The following is a 19,871-nucleotide window of genomic DNA, read 5'->3' on the forward strand; positions in this document are numbered from 1 at the left end:
TCTGCGCCGACCGCGTGACCCGCTCAGAGGGTGTACGAGCCAGCGCCCCCCGGCACAAGCCCCGTCACCCCCTGAAAACGCTTACCGACGCGGCTGACGACGACGGCGCTCATCGTCCGTGCGAATAGGCACCGGCTGCAGTGGCGGTTCGATCAGGCCAAGGGCAACACCGAGATCATGGAGCCAAGTTTGCAATTTGTCTTTCATATAGCCCCCTTCAGGGTAATGCGAGCGACGGAGTTCTGTAGCCGCTTCACACAGATCATAGCCCTAAGTCCTACGCAATGCTGTCCCTCGCGCAAGGATCTTCGATTTAAATCATGGCAAAACGCTTCAAGCCGACGCACGGAACCCTTCGACGCTGTTCGTCGGCGGGAGCACGGTGGTTTTCTGCAACTCGATCCAGGCCGCCAGGTTGGCGCCGACCATGCCCTTGCGCCACATCAGCCAGGTGCTGGCACTGGCAAACGGTTCGACCAGCGGATGCACCGACACGCTTTCCCGCCCGGGCAGGCTGGCCAGCATCGATTCGGACATCATCGCCACGCCGGAACCGGCGGTCACACAGGCGAGCATCCCGGGATAGGACTCGATCTCGATGGCCCGGCCCATGGTCGCGTGATAATGGCCGTACCAGGCCTCCAGCCGCAGGCGGTAGGCACAGCCACGGCGAAAGGTGAACACCGGCTGCCCCTGCACATCCAGGGCGCTGCGCACCGGCGGGTGATCGGCCGGGCAGATCAGCACCAGGGTTTCATCGCAGAACGAAATGCCGTCGAGCCCGGCCAGCTGCAGCGGGCCATCCACCAGGGCGGCATCGAGGCGCCCCGAGACCAGCCCTTCGAGCAGTTCGCCGCTGGGCGCGGACTGCACCTGCAGGTTCACCTCGGGATAAGTGCGGTGATAACGCGCCAGCATCGATGGCAGGTAAATCGCCGCGGTGCTGTACATGGTACCCAGCACGAAGTCCCCCGCCGGCTGACCGCCGCGCACGGCAGCATGGGCCTCGTCATGCAGCGCGAACAGCCGGCTCGAGTAATCGAGCAACACCTTGCCGGCCGGAGACAGTTGCAGGCGCTGGCGCTCCCGCAGAAAGAGTTCGACGCCCAGTTGCTCCTCAAGCTGCTTGAGTCGCGTGGACAGGTTCGACGGCACCCGGTGCAGGCGCTCGGCGGCGCGGGTGATGGAGCCTTCCTCGGCCACCGCCTGGAAGATCCGCAATTGGCTGAACTCCATGACCATCTCCAAAACTGAACAAGTTACTCACTATTATTCATTTTTAAAGAAAGTCAATCGATCCTAGCCTAGCGGTCATAGTCCTCTGCCAGGAAATGACGCCATGTCACCTCTGATTCGCCTGACCGCCTGCTTCATTGCCCTGATGATGGCCATGGGGGTCGGTCGCTTCGCCCTGACCCCGCAACTGCCGCACCTGATCAGCGAAGGCCAGATCGACCTTACCGCGGGCGGCCTGATCGCCGCCGCCAATTACCTGGGCTACCTGCTGGGTGCGGTGGATGCCATGTTCGCCCGGCGCGCGGAACAAGTCCGCCTGCGCCTGCTCGCGGGCCTGTGGCTTTGCGTGCTGCTGACCCTGGCGTCGTTCTGGGCCCACGGTTTCTGGTCGCATTGGTTGCTGCGCTTCGGCACCGGGGTCGCCAGTGCCTGGGTCGTGGTCATGATCACCAGCCTGAGCCTGCCGCTCGCCCATGCCGCTGGCCGGCCACGGCTCGGCGCCCAGGTGTTTGCCGGCCCTGGCCTGGGCATCATGCTCACCGGCCTGCTGGCACTGGGCTCGAACCTGCTGGGACAGAACTCGTCGACCCTGTGGCTGGTGTACGCCGGCGTCGGACTGCTGATGTTGCTGCTGATCCTGCCGTTCCTGCCCCTTCCGAGCGCCACACCCGCCGCTGCCGCCGCCCCCGTGGCCGCGGACAGCGAGCAGCAGCCCATCGGTCATCTTTGCCTGGTCTATGCCTTGTATGGCCTGGGCTACATCATTCCGGCGACCTTTCTCTCGCAGATGGCCAATGCGCGCTTCCACGGCCAATGGCAGGCCGACCTGTTCTGGCCCGGTTTCGGCCTGCTCGCGGCCCTCGGCGTGGTGCTGGCGAGTCTGCGTCGCGCCAGCCCCGAGAGTACCCGTCGCTGGCTGATGCTGACGCTCTGGTTGCAGGCCGCCGGGGTCTTCGCTTGCCTGTTGTCGAGCGGGTTGGGGCTGGTACTGGGGGTCATGCTCTGCGGGACGCCATTCCTGGCCTGCATGCAGTTGGTCATGCAGCGCTCGCGGGAACTGGCGCCGCACACGACCCAGCGCAATGCCGGACTGCTGACCGCCTGTTTCGCCATCGGTCAACTCAGCGGCCCCTTGCTCGCGGCCTTGAGCAGCCACTTCAGTGGTGGTCTGCAAGCGGCCCTGATCGTGGCGGGCAGCGGCCTGTTGCTGGCAGGGTTGGTGTTGTTGAGGCCGGTGAACACCTCAGTGCCGGCGGCGGCCATGGCTCAACGCTGAGCCTCGCAGGGCGTGTGGCAGGCAGGACAGGACTCTGTCCCGCCTCGGCGACGAAAGTTTCAGCTCAACTCGATGCGATCGGCATGGATCACAATCTGCCCTTGCTTGTAGAGCGCGCCAATCGCCTTCTTGAAGTTGCCCTTGCTGACGCCGAACAAACCACTGATCACGCTCGGATCGCTCTTGTCGCTGACCGCCAGTACACCGTTGTTCTCACGCAACTTGGCGAGGATCTTCGCGTTCAGGCTGCCGGAGGCTTCCTCGCCCACGGGTTGCAGGCTCAGGCTGATCTTGCCATCGGCACGAACTTCCTTGATGAAGCCTTTTTCCTCTTTGCCGGCACGCAGGAACTTGAACACTTCGTTCTTGTGAATCAGGCCCCAATGCTTGTTGTTGATGATCGCCTTGAAGCCCATGTCGGTCGCTTCGGCCACCAGCAGGTCGACTTCCTGGCCGACCTTGTAGCTGGCCGGCGTCTTGTCCAGGTAACGGTCCAGGCGGGCCGTGGCGGTGATGCGACGGGTATGCTTGTCGAGATAGACATGCACCACGCAATAGTCGCCGGCGCTCAACTGGCGCTTCTCTTCGGAATACGGCAACAGCAGATCCTTGGGCAATCCCCAATCGAGGAAAACACCGATACTGTTAACTTCCTTGACTTTGAGACTGGCGAATCCACCGACTTGGACTTTTGGTTTTTCCGTCGTGGCAATCAACTTGTCAGCGCTGTCCAGATAAATGAAAACATTCAGCCAGTCTTCATCTTCACTGGGAATATCCTTGGGGATATAACGATTGGGCAGGAGAATCTCGCCGTCCGCGCCACCGTCCAGATACAAACCGAAATTAGTGTGTTTAACCACTTGCAAGCTGTTATAACGCCCGACTAGAGCCATTTCCAATACCCTCATTACGTGGACGGCATTCTACCCGAGTTTCGCGGCGCTGTTTCACCGCGCTTGCCGCCTGCTGAAAAGCCCCCTGCAAGGCTTGATTTTCAAGGGTTTTCCTACAGAAACACGTCCGTTCGTCAGACCGTCGGCTACGCCCTGCCTTGAAATCCTACCCTTGCGCGAGAAATATCGAGGCCCTGTTACGAATCAAAACAGTAGCTTAGCCAACAATAACAGGGACCATGTGAAGATATTCCCAATAGCTCCTTGGCGTTTCCCGGGATATTTATCAAGCCATTGTCAAGCCTTTCAGGTAAGATGGTCGATCCCGTTTATATCTATACAGGTTAATGGCCGCCATGCGAGTAAAAGCATCCACCAGCAAAGCAAAGCCCGCTCCAGCCGTTGAGACCAGCGATTCGATCAACGAGCAAATTGCCGCTTTCCTGAAATCAGGCGGCGAGATCCAGCAAATTGCCAAGGGCGTCAGCGGCCAGACTTTCGCCCCCTCGAAACAGATCAGCCTCGGCAAAAAGTAATTCCCCCCTCGCAACACCCAAGCCACTCTGCGCCTTGAACCTCAAGGCGCAGGGCTGAAGCCCCCCTCCGACACCCACTGCACGAAACGCACTGATCGATCCGTGTGCAAGTCACCGCGCGTCGGCATCAGCCGCCGTGGTCATCTATGGTAACTATTACGCGGTTGAACCACTGGGCTCATCAGCGTTCCATGGAGAAATGCCCTCAACAGGATTCGCCCATGTCGTACCGGCTGGCCCCCCTCTTCTCGTTGCTGCTCCTGGGCCTGGCACTCGGCTCCTGCTCCCGGGTGAGCCTGGCCTATCGCAACCTCGATGTGATCATCCCCTGGACCCTCGGCGATTACGTGGACATGAACCGCGAACAGAAAGACTGGTTCCGCGAACGCCTCAAGGAGCACCTGCACTGGCATTGCAGCACGCAATTGCCGGACTATCTGGACTGGCTCGATCGTGTGCAACGGATGGTCGAAACCCGTCAGGTCACGGATGCTGCCGTGCAGGCCCGCACCGCCGAGGCCCGGCAGGCCATCGCGCAGGTGGCGCGAGCGGTGACACCCTCGGCGGTCGAACTGCTCCGGGGCCTGAGCGATCAACAGGCGGCCGAGATGAACCAGGCCTTTGCCGAGGACCAGCGTAAACATCGGGCGCAATACGTGGCACAGCCCCTGGAGGAGCAGGTCCGCGAGCGTGCCGAGCGCATGAGCAAACGCCTCAAGGGCTGGCTCGGGCCGCTGACCTTGAGCCAGCAACGACGCGTCACCGCCTGGTCCGCCAGCCTGGGTGAACAGAACCGTCTATGGGTGGCCAACCGGACGAACTGGCAGATGCAATTGAGTGCGGCGGTCGAACAGCGCCAACGCGCGGATTTCCCGCAACGGATCGAACAATTGCTGCAACATCAGGACAGCCTGTGGACGAGCGAGTACCGTCAGGCCCACGAGCGCGCGGAGCAGGCCGCCCGCAGCCTGCTGGTGGACCTGATGGCCGAGAGCAGCGCCGACCAGCAGGCACGACTGCTGAAGAAGATCGACGACATGCGCCGGGACTTCTCCGAGCTCAAGTGCCTGAAAACGGTTCAGGCCGATTGAGGCACACAAGGCAAGCGGCGCTCCCATAAAACGCCAATGCCCCGACAAGTCGGGGCATTTGTATGAGAGCAGCCGCTTCACTGCGTTTTCACGCAGCCTGAATAGCGGGTTACTCGGCAGCCGGCGCTTCCGGCTTGCGCCGCTTCAGCGGGGCCATGCCGTCCTTGCTGACCAGCGACGGCGCATCGGTCTTCGGTCGGTTGGCGCTCTTGCGCTTGGTCGGCGTCTTGGCGGCCGACTTCTTCTTGTCGCCCTTGGCGTCGGTTTTTTTCTTCTTCACGCCCACCGCCTTGCCCGAAGCCTTGACCTTCTTCGGACCGCCGTAGGTACCTTTGACTTCCTTGATGGTGCGGCGCTCGAACTTCTGCTTGAGGTAGCGCTCGATGCTCGACATCAGGTTCCAGTCGCCGTGGCAGATCAGCGAGATCGCCAGGCCGTCGTTACCGGCGCGCCCGGTGCGACCGATACGGTGCACGTATTCGTCGCCGCTGCGGGGCATGTCGAAGTTGATCACCAGGTCCAGGCCTTCCACGTCCAGGCCGCGGGCGGCGACGTCGGTGGCCACGAGGATCTTCACCCCACCCTGCTTCAGGCGGTCGATGGCCAGCTTGCGATCCTTCTGGTCCTTCTCGCCGTGCAACACGAAGGCCTTGTATTCCTGGGCCACCAGGCGGCCGTAGATACGATCGGCCATGGCCCGGGTGTTGGTGAACACAATGGCCTTCTGATAGGTCTCGTTGGCCAGCAACCAGTTGACGATCTGCTCTTTATGCTGGTTGTGGTCGGCAGTGATGATCTGCTGGCGCGTGGTGTCGTTCAGCTGGCTGACCGCATTGAGCTGCAAGTGCTCGGGGTTGTCCAGGACCTTGGCGATCATCTCGCGCAGGCCGGAACCACCGGTGGTGGCGGAGAACAGCATGGTCTGCTGGCGGTTCGGGCATTCGTCCACCAGACGCTGCACATCTTCGGCAAAGCCCATGTCGAGCATGCGGTCGGCCTCGTCGAGCACCAGCACTTCGACTTCCTTCAGGTCCAGGTTACCGGCGTTCAGCTGCTCGATCATCCGCCCCGGGGTGCCGATCAGGATATCCGGCACCTTGCGCAGCATGGCGGCCTGGACCTTGAAGTCTTCACCGCCGGTGATCAGGCCGGACTTGATGAAGGTGAACTGGGAGAAGCGCTCGACTTCCTTGAGGGTCTGCTGGGCCAATTCGCGGGTCGGCAGCAGGATCAGGGTCTTGATGCTCACGCGGACCTTGGCCGGGCCGATCAGGCGATTGAGAATCGGCAGGACGAACGCGGCGGTCTTGCCGCTGCCGGTCTGTGCCGTCACCCGCAGGTCGCGCCCCTGCAACGCCAGCGGAATAGCCGCGGCCTGCACCGGCGTTGGCTCGACAAATTTAAGCTCGGCCACGGCTTTGAGCAGGCGTTCGTGCAGGGCGAATTCGGAAAACACGGGGGCTACCTCGAAGAAATACAAAATATCAGCGGCATAGGGTAACGGTTTCGAGCGCCGAGGCCGAGTTTCTTTGTATAAAATCGGCAGAAGGCCCGGTGAAATCACCGGGCTTTATTGACATCAGCGCTTGCTGATTGCCGCTTTCACATCATCCGGTGTCATCGGCAATTTGCGTAAACGCACACCCACCGCATTGAAAATGGCATTGGCAATGGCCGGAGCCACCGGCGTTACGGCGGGTTCGCCCAGGCCAGACGGCGCCGCGTTGCTGGGGATAAACTCGATTTTGACTTGCGGCGGCGTCTGGAGCAGACGCAGCGGCGTATAGGTATCAAAGTTGGAGTCCTTGAACTGACCGTTCACCAACTCGGTGCCTTCATACAACGCCATCGACAGCCCCCACAATGCAGCCCCCTGGCACTGGGCTTCGGCACCGTCGGGATCGACGATGATACCGGCATCCACCACCATGTAGAGCTTCTGTACATCAACCAGGCCCGTGGCCTTGTCGACACGCACCTGCACAGCGCAGGCGACCCAGGTGGGCATATCCCTTTCCTGGCCAAAGGTAGAGGCGATACCCAACCCCGTGCCTTCCGGCTGCTGAGTCCCCCAGCCAATCATGGTGGCGGCCTTTTTCAGCACAGCGGCCTGCCGGGAGGCCCCGCCCACGGCGATCGGACCACTGCCGGCGTTACGGCCTTCGGCAGTCAACAGTGCCAGGCGAAAGGCCAGTGGATCCTGGCCGACATGGTGTGCCGCTTCATCCATGAAGCTTTCCACCGCCCAGCCGGTCCAGCCGGCGCTGACCGAACGCAGCCAGCCTGGACGGAACGACGCGTTGGCCAGGTCGTTGGATACCGCGCGGACCTTCTGGGCACCCACGCTGTACCAGTGATCGGCACCGGCAATGGCGAAGGGGTCGAACGGCTGACCATTGATACCTTTGGGCATGAAGGCCGGGACCATCACTTCGGTCGGCCAGCCGGCAGTCGCATGGTGTTCCATGGCGATGACAGCCTTGTCGGCATCGAACGCCATCTTCAACTGCTGCACCGACGCGGAACGCGGGCTGTCGAACTGCATATCCTGCGCACGGGCCATGACCATTTTCACCGGCTTGCCACCCAGTGCCTTGGACGCCAGCGCCGCGGGTACCGTGTAGTCACCGTTAAGACGACGACCGAAACCGCCCCCCAGCATATAGCCGCGGATCGTCAGCTCTTCCTCCTTCACGCCCAACGCGGTGGCCAGCAGCGGTGTGGTCAGTGACTGCCATTGACAACCGGAATGGATCTCCCAGATGCCATCATCGTTGCGAAAAACCAATGCGTTCAACGGTTCCATCTGCGCATGCAGCACGGTCTGGGTGAGATATTCCTGCTCAAGGGTCGACGCGGCCTTGCCAAAGGCCGCTGCGGTGTTGGTGTCACCGGTATCCAGAATCGAGCCTTTGGCGTCATCTTTCAGCAGCGCTCGACCGTGATTGATGACATCCACTTCGGACACCTTGGCAGCCGCGCCGGCTTCCCATTTGACCTTGACCAGCCCGGCCGCCTTATGGGCCGCATAGTAGCTGTCAGCCAGCACCATCACCCAGCCAGGCACCGTGCCGCTTGGGTCATCCAGCACCAGTGTCTGGCGATAACCTTTCACCGCCTTGGCGGCACCATCATCCAGTTGGGTCACTTTGGCACCGTAACGGGTGGGCGGCAGCAGCGGGCTGGCGTAGACCATGCCGTTCACCTTGGCGTCGATGCCGAAGACCGTGTGCCCCGTGGTCTTGTTGGCAATATCCAGCGAAGTGACCTGTTTACCCACCAGTTTCAGGTCATCATTGGCTTTGAGTGGCAGCGCTTTCAGTTCTGCTTCGCTGAACTGCCGGGTCAGTCCCATGGTGACCAGTTCGCCATAGGACACTTTCCGCGTTCCGCAAAGCACCATACCTTCCAGGGCCATACACGCACTGGGCGAAACGCCCCACTTTTTCGCAGCGGCTTCAATCAATGCCGTACGCCCGGCAGCACCGGCCTGGCGGTAAACCGGCCAGCTCTGGGACACAGACCAACTGCCGCCGGTCACCATCAGCCCCCATTTCCTGGCGCTGTCCACATGGACGATTTCCACACTGTCCCATGGCACTTCCAACTCGTCCGCAAGAATACGGGCGATGGAGGTCCCCACATGCTGACCCATTTCGGAACGGATGATGTTGACCTTGACCTTGCCGGCACCATCGATGGAGTACCACAGTGAAGGTTCGTAGAGGGCGCCCTCATTCGACAGCGCCGTGCCATCGGCCGTCGCAGGATCCATGGCCGCCAACACGGCGCGGGGGAAACCGAAGCTGACACCCACCGCGGTCATGACCACCAGAAAGCCACGGCGGGTCATGCCTGTTGGCTCACGCGAGCTAGACGGCCTGCTCATTTTTTGACCTCCTGCTTCATGGCTGCCGCCGCTTCATGAATCGCCGCGCGGATACGCACGTAAGTCATGCAGCGGCAGACGTTGCCACTCATCACCGCATCGATATCGGCATCGGACGGATCGGGGAAATCGCTCAGCAGCGCGGCAGCCTGCATGATCTGGCCGGACTGACAATAACCGCACTGCGGTACCTGATGTGTCTGCCAGGCGACCTGAAGCGGATGATCGCCTTGCTCGGACAAGCCTTCGATGGTGGTGATGGCAGCCCCTTCCACGGCGGACACCGGCGTAATACAGGAACGGGTGGCGCGGCCACCCACGTGCACGGTACAGGCACCACAGGCACCGATACCGCAACCGAACTTGGTGCCCGTCAGGTTCAGTTCATCGCGAATAACCCACAGCAGAGGCGTATCACTGTCCACGTCAGCGACGACTGGCCTGCTGTTCAACATAAATCTAGCCATGCTCACTTCTCCCGTGAATCACTGCTCGAACCGGGGCTGACGACGGACCTCACCCACCTTTTGCAGCAGGTTGGGCCAGGGTTGTTCACCTGCCGTTTGCCGCAGGTAGGTGGCAATGGCCGTGATGTCGTCGTCACTGAGCGCATCGCGGAACTGGGGCATGACCACGCCGCTGATCCCTTGATCACTTCTAAAGCCATCAAGTATCACGTTGATCAGGTTGCTCGGGTCTTCCAGATGGGTGGCGCTGCCCAGCGCCAGCAGCGGACGCCCCTTGACCTGCTGGCTGCTGCTGTAGTGGCAGGCAGAGCAGGTACTGGTATACAGCCGGGCACCGTCATCAATCCGCAGATCCTTGATCTTGTGCTGCTCGTCGACGGCGGCCTGGAGTTTGGGAGCGGCTGCGGGATCATCACTGTTGCTGCCCGCCAATTCACCAAAATAAACGCTCAGCGCCTTGAGATCGGCGTCAGGCAAAGCGGCCAGGCCATGATGCACCACCGGTGCCATGGGGCCCGCAGCGGCGCCGTGGTACGGTGAGTTACCGGTACGCAGGTATTCATGGAAATCCTGCGCTCGCCAATGCAGCGGCGAGGTGCTGCTGCGGGTCAGCGACGGCGCAATCCAGCCGTCAATCAGTGCGCCTTCGTACATCTGACTGTATTTTTCGCCGCCCAGTGCGTTACGCGGCGTATGGCAGGCGCCGCAGTGGGCGATGCCCTGTGCCAGGTAAGCCCCGCGGTTCCATTCGTCAGACTTGTCGCTGTGCTTTTCAAATGGGGAGGTATTGGCAAACAACAGTTTCCAGCCGGCCTGCAGGAAGCGGAGGTTGAGCGGGAACGCAATTCCGTTTTCTTTCTTCTGCTGATTGACCGCGGGCACGGATGACATGATGTAGGCGTAGATCGCCTTGATATCGTCATCCGTCATTTTATTGAAGTGCTCGAACGGGAACGCCGGTAGCAGATGATGGCCATCGCGGCTGACGCCGGTACGCATGGCGCGGATAAACGCCTCTTCTGACCAGCGACCGATACCGGTATCAGGATCCGGGGTGATGTTGCTGGAGTAGATGACCCCGAACGGGGTGTTCATCTGATAGTTACCGCCATACTCCAGACCACCCGGGTGGGTGTGGCAGGTACTGCAGTAACCGGCAGCGGCCATGATTTTGCCGTGCGCAATGTCTGCCTGAGAGAATGGAGGCTTGGCCCCGGGCGCGAGGGGGGCAATTTCTGGATGCCACGCGTAAACGCCGAACAATACAACGCCTGCAGCCGCCACACCAAAAACGCTATAGATGATGCGCTTGTGCATATCCCATTGCCTCACAAAATTGTGTGTGCATTAAGGAGAGGCTGAACTACTCATCGATTGTTGATGGCCACCTTGCCTGAGTCTAAAGAACTCCTTCCAGCCTTTTGACTCACTGAACGCTAGCCCAGGATCGTCGTTGCGTACAGCGCCGGCCGGGCCTATTCGGCATTGACGAAGAACATCTGAGGACGTTAAACAGCGACGTTCTTGTGAACGGATTTGTCTTCAACGGTCATCTTTCGCGTGTTAAATGCTCTAATCGCTCGGTCATTTCCTTCAGAAGATTCGTCGTCACCCATGGATATCCAACAGCTCTGGCTGCGCACCCAGGACTTTTTCGGCGCACTCGACCAGCATCCCCTGCTGCAAGCCGGGCTGGGCCTGGTGCTGTTGCTGGTCGTGGAGCTGGCGCTCGGACGGCTGACGCGCTACGTGATCCTGCATGCCGCGCGGCTGCTCGGACGCCAGCCGGCGCTGCTGTTCCACTCGGATCAGGGGTCGCAATATGGCAGCCGGCAGTTTCGCCAACGGTTCTGGCGTTATCGCATGCGCCAGAGCATAAGTCGTCGTGGAAACTGCTGGGATAATGCGCCGATGGAGCGTGTGTTTCGCAGCTTGAAAACGGAATGGATACCGACCGTGGGCAACATGACGGCCCGAGAAGCGCTCCGAGACATCAGCCATTATCTGATGCATCGGTACAACTGGATTCGGCCACATCAATTCAACGCTGGGCTGGCGCCAGCTCAGGCCGAGAAAAAACTTAACGCTGTGTCCGGGATTAGTTGACCACTACAGATCTGCGAAGCCTGGACTCTGACTCCAGAACGCTTCAAGATTAATCCGCACCACCTCATTCCGGGACCGCACACCTAGAAATGCCTTAAGCCTTGCCTCTATGCCGGCCTCTTAGACCATCGCGATCATGATGTCGACGCGGTCGGCCTCGACGATAAAATCTACATACTCGTCACCACCTGTATTTAGGTGCAGGTATCCTCACATTGAGTCTGACGCAAGGCTCCACCGTCGGATCGACTGACCTAGCTACAGTCACCAGCCACTGGAGAAGCACCTATATCATGGCTGTACATATAACCAGCAAATCCATATATCGGATCCAAATCATCCTTTCCTGCTAGACCCGCTAGTAGCCTTTTGATAGCTTCTGCGATTCAGAGGTTCAGGATTCGGGGCGGCAATCAAAAACGCCCTATTCGCACCTATACATTCGGAAGGATACGATGTGCGTCGCCTCCCGATGATTCACAGAAGGCAGGCGTGCAGTGATTAATACACCAGTCGGAAAATTCACGGGTATTACTTGGGAAGCGCAGTGCCAACTCGCGTTTAAACTTAAGCATGGTGAAGATGGCTACCAGCACATACCAGCATCCCCTGGCGACTATGGAATTGAAGGGTATACCAAACATACCGGATATGCGTTTCAATGCTACTGCCCAGAGCGCCAGTATCATCAGGATGAGCTGTATGAGAAACAGCGCACGAAGATCAATCTTGACCTAAACAAGCTCAGAGATAACTCTCAACAACTTATCAAATTACTAGGTGGGACCAAGATAAAAAACTGGTGCTTCGTCACGCCCGAAATCAACAGAAACCAATTGCACTCCTATAGCCAAACTAAACAAGCAGAAGTCCGGGGATGGGGCCTCCCGCATCTCGATGAGAACTTCACGATCTTGCTCCACGATCACGAGTTCTACCTGAAAGAATTCAATTTGCTGCGGATATCCGAAGGCCTTCCGCCCTGCATGGGCTCTCCGACAGAATCGCTGCCCAAGGTAAGCACGACTCCCGAGCCGTATGACGAAAATCTCGAGAGAAAGTGCCGTCTTCGGATGTCTGGTAAGCCTGAAAAGAAAATCGAAGACCTGATCAAGCTAACCACCAACCACTTCTTGGATCATGACACCTATTTTCAGCAGTTGTACGACCGCGCACCACAAACGTATGTGAATGTTGCTCGTGTCGTAAATGCATTCGAACAAGACGTTGTGGAGTGGGGGCTGACCTCCGATACTACGCCCGAGGCGCTCACCACGCTGGTGAAGGATAGGCTAATGGATTACCTGTCTACTGATCGCAATCTCAACATAGATAAATCCATGGCAGGTGAGGTAGTGCGAAGGACAGTCGCACGGTGGCTTGCGATCTGTGAACTGGACTTCAACGAGTAAATCATGGCCCAGCTAAAATTTATCCGACGACCAATCCCGGTTCTTTCTGAACTTCGCCCGCTTTACAAGATATCCCAGGCATTGCTGATTCTCGAACTTTCATGTCGCGGTGGCAAATCCAGTCTGCTGAAGATCCATCTGATGAACTGGGCGCTAAAGACCCCTGAGCGAATTCGATCATTGGCCATTGGGGCCGAACACGGGCAACTGCAACTACCTATCTGGGGGTTTGACCCAGCGATGGCAATCGCTTTGAACCTTGCATTCAGTGAATCGCTGATCGCCCCGACGACTAAGGGATTTGAACTCACCTCTTCAGGCAAAGCCTATGTGCGCTTGATACTTGCCGACGACTCTGTACTCAACGAAGAGAAGTTAGCATTGAGGTCGGTCGGGAAGAAAATTACGGAAGACATGGTTGATGCCGTGTCCAAGGGATGGGAATAGCATGTACATTAAAGCAATTCATATTGAAATCCAGACCGACAGCGGGCCTTTCGGGTTTTATACTGAGTTCAGCCGGAATCTGAACATCATCCGTGGTCGAAACTCAGCAGGTAAAAGTACAGTTGTACATGCAATCATGTATGCCATGGGCATGGAAGAATTATTAGGTGCACAAAACGAGAACGCGCTCACTTGGGCTTTGAAGAATCACCTTGAGCACGAAGGTGTTAAGCATCAAATTCAGACTTCAAGAGTCACTATCGAAATCGAAAGCAATGACAAGACAATTACCGCAAGACGCAGCATTAGAGAGGATGGTGTCAGCAACAAGCTCGTGCGAATCCAAGAAAGTGCGTGGTTGACGACTGGCAAAGTTTCCCCAACACTCTATAAATTCATCCACGATCCGAATAGCGCTCAAATCGAGGAGGGATTTTTTAAATATTTCGAACAATTCCTTGGTCTAGAACTGCCACTCGTTCCGAGAACAAACAACAAGCCCACGAAATTGTACTTACAATATCTCTTCGCTGCGATGATAGTCGAACAAAAGCGCGGCTGGACTGATTACATTGCCAACCTTCCCTATTTCGGAGTGAAGGATGCTCGCATCAAGATTGTTGACTTCCTGGTTGGCACCGACGTGTTCGATACTGATGCAAAGCGGGACGCGCTGGATCAAGATTCCAAGCAAATCCATGATGAATGGCAGGTCATCCAGCGAACCCTATTGGGTGAGACACTCAAGCAGGGCTTCAGACTTTCGAACATCCCAAAATCTCCGGTGCCTGCCTTCAGCACCGAGTTGGTCACCTTCCACAAGACCACTGAGGGGGTGACTGAGAGCCTTCTGGAGTATAAGCAGCGCAGAGCGAGCGAACATCAGCTCATCGGCGAGAAACTCTCCCAACAGGCTGAGGCTCCGACACAGGAAATAGCCCAGGCGATAGAAAAACACACCAACGACCTTGAGCGATTCACCGTATCTTATGAGACCTGCCTCGGCGACTTGGGACTACTCCGAGTTACCCTGAACAGCAACAGTTTGAACACTCGACAAGCTAAGGACGAACTCTCGAAAAATCTTGCTGCACAAAAGCTGATCAAGTTCGGGGCCTCACTCAACCTGGCCACTGCTGGAAACTCCTGCCCGGCATGTCATCAATCCATCGGCAACTCTCTTGTAGACCTGCACGAGAGCACGCCTCACATGGATATCAGCACCAACATTGACTATCTGAATGCGCAACTACGGATGCTCGAGCGTGAAAAGGGTGGAATTGAACAGTCCATCAAAGAATTGGAGGCATTGAAGGAGCAGCTGACAAGAACGTTATCAGCTACGAAATCAGCGTTGAGAGCTCTGCGATCCGATCTCAACTCCAATTCTTCGGTTTCCAAATCAGGCATCAGGTTGCAAGTCCAAATCGAGATGGAGCTAGAGGAACTCACCAAATTTGAAGAGAGCTCTGATCGGGCACTCGACGCGCTTGGCGCTCTCTCGCAGCGCATGCTTGCAAATCAGAAGGCTCGAGGCCAAATGCCGGAGAATCACTACTCCGCTGCAGACCAAGCCAAGTATTCACTTTTTGAGCAAATGTTTCGCGCCAATATCGGTGCATTCGACTATCACAGCGCGGCGATTGAGGACATCGAGTTCAACAGGGAAAACCTTCTGCCGTATCTTTCCAAGATTGAGCTCAGGGAGATCAACTCTAAGAGGCAGCCATTCAACACCTCGGCGCTTGAGGAACCCACAGCTCCGTCAATAGGACGAAGCGACGACAGTCCCAAAGGCAAAGGCAACATCGCCAGGGAGTCCAGCGCGAGCGACTTCGTTCGCCTTATCTGGAGCTACCTGCTGTCCATCTACCAGACCTCATCGCATCCAACGGTTAAGGGTAATCACTTAGGGTTTCTTCTGCTGGACGAGCCGGGACAACACTCCATGGCCACCAAAAGCCAGCAAGCGCTCTTCCAGCTTCTATCGTCCGAGAAAGGCCTGCAAAGCATCGTGGCCGCCTCATTCGATGACAGCGATGCGACCTACAAAGAGGCCACCGCAAACGTGGAGTTCAAGCTTATCCAGTTGGGAGATAAATCAATCTTGCCGGTTGGAGATGCAGCTGAGTCGTAGCGCTTGAAGAGGGCTTTCATGCTTGGGCTTCCCTACAAATTCCTACGTCAACTGCCGCAGGAGTTGTAGGGATATGGCAATCAGGCGTTGGACTGGAGCTTTCTCCGGCGAGCCTTACCACGACCAAAACTGTTCGGCCCTACGACCCAATCATCGTCTGACATTTCACCGGTGAGATAAGCGCCCTGAGCTCCGGTGAAATCGGCTTCATAGGTGTTGGCATTGCGGAAATCAGCGCCATCCAGGTTGGCTCCCACAAACTTCGCCCCTCTCATGTACGACTGGCGGAAATCCGCACCGGAAAGATCTGCGTGGCTGAAATCAGCAATCCAGAAATGACCACCTGGCCGAGCAAGCGGATCTACCGTAACCGTGTAGAACTTTGCATCACTGAAATTTGCATGGTTGAACTTCACCACATCCAAAACCCACAGCACATGTACCAGACTGCCTGGGGCTTGAAGGTAGCTAAAATCCGGTACTCGGTACCGTGGTATCACTTGATCAAGCCGCCCAAACAGCAGAGCACTGAAGTGGAAGCCAGCAAAATCAACACCGTTCTTCTGCGCGGCCACCGCCAATGGCACCTGATCGCGGAAGCATTCTACGAGAGCATTGAATTGCCGCAGATACCGAGCTCGGCGAAAAGGATGCACGTAGGGCTCACGCCAGTAGCCATTCGCATGGGCATATTCGGTGTACCGAGAAATCAGCTTCTCTTCGCGCATGGCTCCGGTAAACGTCGTGCCGTACTCGTCGGCCACAACACGCATGCAGGTATCCAGCGTCAGCTCATCGATACGCCGATAACCTTTGCGGACAAGCCGAGTCACAGCTTCGATTGAGCCCTGTCGAGCGGCTTTCAGAAGATCTTTGGCGTCTGATTTGAGAATCTCAAAGGACGGGGTAGCAGTTACATTCATGGTCAAACCTCACAATGTCAGCATTGAGCTCTAGTGGATGCTGACCATTGAGATGGTTTGAAAAAAGCGGAGGATGAAACGACGGTGCAGGGGCTTCACCGGGCTAGAGCCGTACGCCTCCGTCAGTGGCGCGTCCTGGATCTTCATCAATTCCCCACCCCCTGTCAAGAAAGCCTTTCGAGGAGCTTCCTGAAAGCCCTTTGACATCATCTCGGAGGAATGGAATTCTCCCGCCACACAGGGCATCAGTGCCATCAAGACAAACAAGAAACACCAGGGAAAGCAAGGTGATGAATCTAGGCACTGTACGAAAAGAAATGTCGTAGACACCGCCGCCAGCAAGCCATTGTGACCATCGCTGCAAAGCTTTCCGCCAGCTTGCAGTAGCGTGTTCCCAGGCGGCGGTGTTCTTTAAGCCAGCCAAATAGCCGCTCTATCACATTGCGCTGCCGATATTTGGGCTTGTCGAAGAGACGCGGCAAGCCAGGCTTTGGCTTACGCTTCATATCCCGCAGGGGAATCACCGGCTGCATTCGATAACGATCGCAGTAGCGGTGCAACGAGTCAGCATCATATCCCTTGTCTGCCACCGCTTGCGTGGCCTACCTCGACCAGAGGGGATGTGGACACCATCGAGCAGCGGTTGAGCATGTGAAATGTCGCTTGCCTGTCCTCCAGAGAGGGTGAAGTGGAGCGGTACACCTCGGGCGTCGCAGACCATGTGAATTTTCGTCGTCAGCCCACCCCGACTTCGTCCAAGTGCGTGGTCCGCGGGTTCTTGCGCCCCCTTTTTTTGCCTGCGCCGGAAGAGGCTCGAGTGGCTTTCACTGCCGTTGAGTCGATGCACCAGGTATTCAGGTCGATCAGGCCTTGCGCATTGAGTTTGACGTGTAGCCGCTTGAGCATCTTGTTGACGGTGCCCTGGTTTCGCCAGTCTCGAAATCGCTGATAGACCGTCGACCAAGGCCCAAATCGCTCAGGCATGTCCCGCCATGCTGCACCGGAGCAAAGCACCCACAACACGCCGTTGAGCATCAAGCGGTCGTCGACTCTTGGGCGTCCCAAAAAGATCAGCGACTATTTCCCAGTCTGCGTCGGAAAGTTCGTATCGTTTGGGCATGGCAGGGTCCTTCGCCTAAATGGCGAGAACTCTACGGAAACTCAGGCCGTCAGGGGCCGCGATGGGGTTTCAAAGGTTTTCATACAGAACCTAGTAACTGTTTTATCGCAGGTAGGGAGTCAGCACAGGTGCTGACAGCGCTGTCGATACGCACCGCAACAGGGCGGCTGGGCGGCTGGGCAGGGCTACGACTGATCGCAGCCTCTCCTGACCGCACAAATGTCTCGAGGCTCAGATCGCACTTTCAGTTGCGTTGCCCATACCCTCCTCCCGAGCTCACGTCATCACTTCGAATCGAGATGGTGAGTCTTCTCAAAGTCCCCTTCCCGATGGGGCCCAACATACAGCAGGAAAACGTAGTAGCCCGACGCCAGGTCTGCCGCCTGGTAATAGATCCGGGGGCAGTTCTGCGGGTTGGTAGCATCCCCTTTCTTCAGGTGAACACAGGACGTTTCCTTGTGCACCGATTTCCCACTCAGAAAGACTTCAAGCTGGATGTTGTCACCGCCGGACTGCGCCAGGTTCAGCTTTCTCGCGCGGAAGAAGTCCTCCATCGTTCCTTCGGTATCGCCCTGTAGGCCAATGATCTCCACCAATGCATCAATACCGTCTCTGACGAAGCGATACCGCTGCTTGCTGACCTCGTCACACGCGTCAATGGAATTAGACACAACCACAAGTTGGGGGCAGTTCGCCACAGCATCAGCGATGTAGGCCGAAGGGTTTTCCGGCTTTTCCTCACCACCGATTGCCTCAAGAAGCAGCCGAGTGATGGCGGACGCTTTCGGTTGATCCAGCTGCTCATGCCGCTTAAGAAACGGCCAGCCATCTTTCTCCTGCTCGAAACAGACAACATTCGCCCCCATCTCCGACATCTCTACGATGTCATCAGCAACATTCTCAGGGAGCAGAGCGTATGGAAGGACAAAAATACGCGCGTCTTCGAACCCCTCGCCAATCGTTTCGCAGTACTGCCATAGAGCATGGATTGCGAAACTGGGGTGCGGCAAAAGGACGTATTCCCCTTGATTCCCCCAGCCACAGGGAATGACATGAGCCTTCATCTGCCGCTTGAGCAACTTGCTCTCCACGCGACTTTGCTCACTTTGGGGCAGGCCAACAATAAAGACATTGGTCATCCCGGCAACCCCTTTTTACAGACGGGAGTTGGCGAGCACGCAACCTAGCAGTGCAGGAATTGCGATAGACACAATTTCTTGTTCAGTCATCATGCCCAGCAGCTTCTGAGCCTGCTCACGAGGACTTAGCTGCCCTGTCGGCGTCGATGTGGCCGGTTCGGCTGGTTCAACAGACTGACCGAATTTGAAGGTGAACAGAGGGCTCAGCGCGATGCCATGCTCACCCGCCCACTTCTGCACGACCTCCGTGACTCGTTCAGCCCGATAGCGCTTCCACTCGGACTGCCGCTTACCAAGTGCACGCCCGAAGAGCACACTCAACTGGCTGGAGTAGGGCTGCTCAAGCAACTGGGCAAGCGAGGCGGCCTCTGCTTCCGGAAAGCTACTGACCGCAAGGAATTGCTGCATCCAAGACAACTGGGTCTCAGCGTCGATTCTAGGAATTTCTACGAAGCGCTCTGGCGCTTCAGCAACCAGGGCAACGTTACTGGAATCGGTATCCAAGAAGTGCAGAACCTTGCCACTTTCTTTGTCCAGATAGCGTTTACGGTGCTCGTTGAGGTGCGTGAAAGCTTGCCACACGTCGCCACGAATCAGTCGGACAGGAAGTGGCCTCGCTGATGCAGAATGAGCAGTTTCTTGCTGTCCAGCTGGGGAGCTTGAGGATTTTGCGGATTGATGCTTCAGCGTAATCTGGATGTCACCGCCCTCGGACGGCTTGTCAACCAGTAGGTACTCGCCGAACTCAGCAATCAAAAATTCTGAGAATTTCCTGAAGCCAAACTGTTTTTCGTCGAAGGCTGGAAGCCCTGCGCTCAGAAGAGTGCGGTTCAGGCGCTGCTTGAGTCGAGCGCCAACCTCTGAGGGCCGATCCGAGAGAAGCTCCAGGATGGCAGTCTGAAGGTATTGCAAGTCCATAAATTCTCCAGGCAAATAACCGATACTCACCACAAAGTATGTGGTAAGTATCGTCAATTCGTTTTTTTGCCCGGTTTCATTACTGTTTGCATCGTCATCTGGAAAGCGAAACCGTGGAGAACACGATCCAGCACACTGGCAATGCTACAGCCCTTGAGAACGAGTGGATAGGTTTTGTTACCCAATGATCTCGCGGTAGCCCTCCAAAGCACGCACGTGCCATCTTTGGAGCCGTGGATCAATGGTACGCAATGCACACTCAGCCCGTCAAATCTATT

Annotated in this window: 16 protein-coding genes and 2 pseudogenes; 7 read left to right on the forward strand and 11 right to left on the reverse strand. The window is 57.3% G+C overall.

Annotation, left to right across the window (positions count from 1 at the left end):
• Positions 1 to 81: 81 nt before the first annotated feature.
• On the reverse strand, positions 82 to 207 hold the full coding sequence (locus NUH87_RS09795) for a PA1414 family protein (protein WP_017124508.1): 126 nt from the start codon (positions 205 to 207) through the stop codon (positions 82 to 84).
• A gap of 126 nt (positions 208 to 333) precedes the next feature.
• Entirely contained in the window at positions 334 to 1,236 is a 903-nt protein-coding gene (ptrR, locus tag NUH87_RS09800) for a putrescine utilization regulator PtrR (protein WP_338525772.1), read from the reverse strand.
• 103 nt (positions 1,237 to 1,339) lie between these two features.
• On the opposite strand from ptrR, the gene NUH87_RS09805 reads away from it, so the two are divergent.
• Positions 1,340 to 2,512: a YbfB/YjiJ family MFS transporter gene (locus NUH87_RS09805; protein ID WP_338525773.1), complete on the forward strand. Its 1,173-nt coding sequence runs from the start codon at positions 1,340 to 1,342 to the stop codon at positions 2,510 to 2,512.
• Positions 2,513 to 2,571: 59 nt separating this feature from the next.
• Here the strand turns inward: NUH87_RS09805 and NUH87_RS09810 are convergent, their stop codons facing one another.
• A complete protein-coding gene (locus NUH87_RS09810) occupies positions 2,572 to 3,408 on the reverse strand; it encodes a CvfB family protein (protein ID WP_338525774.1) in 837 nt (278 codons plus the stop codon).
• A gap of 347 nt (positions 3,409 to 3,755) precedes the next feature.
• Between NUH87_RS09810 and NUH87_RS09815 the strand changes: the two genes are divergently transcribed.
• Complete coding sequence (locus tag NUH87_RS09815) at positions 3,756 to 3,944, forward strand: hypothetical protein (protein WP_209437143.1); 189 nt, start codon at positions 3,756 to 3,758, stop codon at positions 3,942 to 3,944.
• A 221-nt stretch (positions 3,945 to 4,165) separates the two neighbouring features.
• Positions 4,166 to 5,035, forward strand: coding sequence for a DUF6279 family lipoprotein (locus tag NUH87_RS09820; protein ID WP_338525775.1), 870 nt, complete (start codon positions 4,166 to 4,168; stop codon positions 5,033 to 5,035).
• A gap of 109 nt (positions 5,036 to 5,144) precedes the next feature.
• Here NUH87_RS09820 and NUH87_RS09825 read toward each other — a convergent pair whose 3' ends face one another.
• From NUH87_RS09825 to NUH87_RS09840, 4 genes are all read right to left on the reverse strand, one after another.
• Positions 5,145 to 6,491, reverse strand: coding sequence for a DEAD/DEAH box helicase (locus NUH87_RS09825; RefSeq protein ID WP_338525776.1), 1,347 nt, complete (start codon positions 6,489 to 6,491; stop codon positions 5,145 to 5,147).
• 123 nt (positions 6,492 to 6,614) lie between these two features.
• Positions 6,615 to 8,924 carry a xanthine dehydrogenase family protein molybdopterin-binding subunit gene (locus tag NUH87_RS09830; protein ID WP_338525777.1) on the reverse strand — a complete coding sequence of 770 codons (2,310 nt, stop codon included), beginning with the start codon at positions 8,922 to 8,924 and terminating at the stop codon, positions 6,615 to 6,617.
• The gene (locus NUH87_RS09835) at positions 8,921 to 9,391 is read right to left on the reverse strand and encodes a (2Fe-2S)-binding protein (protein ID WP_338525779.1); all 471 of its coding nucleotides are present in this window, start codon (positions 9,389 to 9,391) and stop codon (positions 8,921 to 8,923) included. The genes NUH87_RS09830 and NUH87_RS09835 overlap by 4 nt, the downstream gene beginning before the upstream one ends.
• Before the next feature lie 18 nt (positions 9,392 to 9,409).
• A complete protein-coding gene (locus NUH87_RS09840; RefSeq protein WP_338525780.1) occupies positions 9,410 to 10,708 on the reverse strand; it encodes a cytochrome c in 1,299 nt (432 codons plus the stop codon).
• A 459-nt stretch (positions 10,709 to 11,167) separates the two neighbouring features.
• Here NUH87_RS09840 and NUH87_RS09850 point away from each other — a divergent pair.
• The 4 genes and pseudogenes from NUH87_RS09850 to NUH87_RS09865 all read left to right on the forward strand — a co-directional run.
• Positions 11,168 to 11,497 (forward strand): annotated as a pseudogene (locus NUH87_RS09850) (integrase core domain-containing protein); the annotation flags it as partial.
• A 497-nt stretch (positions 11,498 to 11,994) separates the two neighbouring features.
• Entirely contained in the window at positions 11,995 to 12,909 is a 915-nt protein-coding gene (locus NUH87_RS09855) for a hypothetical protein (protein WP_338525782.1), read from the forward strand.
• 3 nt (positions 12,910 to 12,912) lie between these two features.
• Positions 12,913 to 13,356, forward strand: coding sequence for a hypothetical protein (locus NUH87_RS09860; RefSeq protein WP_338525783.1), 444 nt, complete (start codon positions 12,913 to 12,915; stop codon positions 13,354 to 13,356).
• A 1-nt stretch (position 13,357) separates the two neighbouring features.
• Entirely contained in the window at positions 13,358 to 15,493 is a 2,136-nt protein-coding gene (locus NUH87_RS09865) for an AAA family ATPase (protein ID WP_338525785.1), read from the forward strand.
• Between the two features lie 80 nt (positions 15,494 to 15,573).
• On the opposite strand, the gene NUH87_RS09870 is transcribed toward NUH87_RS09865, so the two are convergent.
• The 4 genes and pseudogenes from NUH87_RS09870 to NUH87_RS09885 all read right to left on the reverse strand — a co-directional run bounded on the left by NUH87_RS09870 (position 15,574) and on the right by NUH87_RS09885 (position 19,593).
• Entirely contained in the window at positions 15,574 to 16,416 is an 843-nt protein-coding gene (locus tag NUH87_RS09870; RefSeq protein WP_338525786.1) for a pentapeptide repeat-containing protein, read from the reverse strand.
• Positions 16,417 to 16,712: 296 nt separating this feature from the next.
• Positions 16,713 to 17,536: pseudogene (locus NUH87_RS09875) on the reverse strand (IS5 family transposase).
• Positions 17,537 to 17,820: 284 nt separating this feature from the next.
• Positions 17,821 to 18,675, reverse strand: coding sequence for a hypothetical protein (locus tag NUH87_RS09880; protein ID WP_338525787.1), 855 nt, complete (start codon positions 18,673 to 18,675; stop codon positions 17,821 to 17,823).
• A gap of 15 nt (positions 18,676 to 18,690) precedes the next feature.
• On the reverse strand, positions 18,691 to 19,593 hold the full coding sequence (locus NUH87_RS09885; protein WP_338525788.1) for a UPF0158 family protein: 903 nt from the start codon (positions 19,591 to 19,593) through the stop codon (positions 18,691 to 18,693).
• Between the last annotated feature and the right edge of the window lie 278 nt (positions 19,594 to 19,871).

This window comes from Pseudomonas batumici (genome assembly GCF_036585405.1).
Taxonomy (GTDB): domain Bacteria; phylum Pseudomonadota; class Gammaproteobacteria; order Pseudomonadales; family Pseudomonadaceae; genus Aquipseudomonas; species Aquipseudomonas batumici.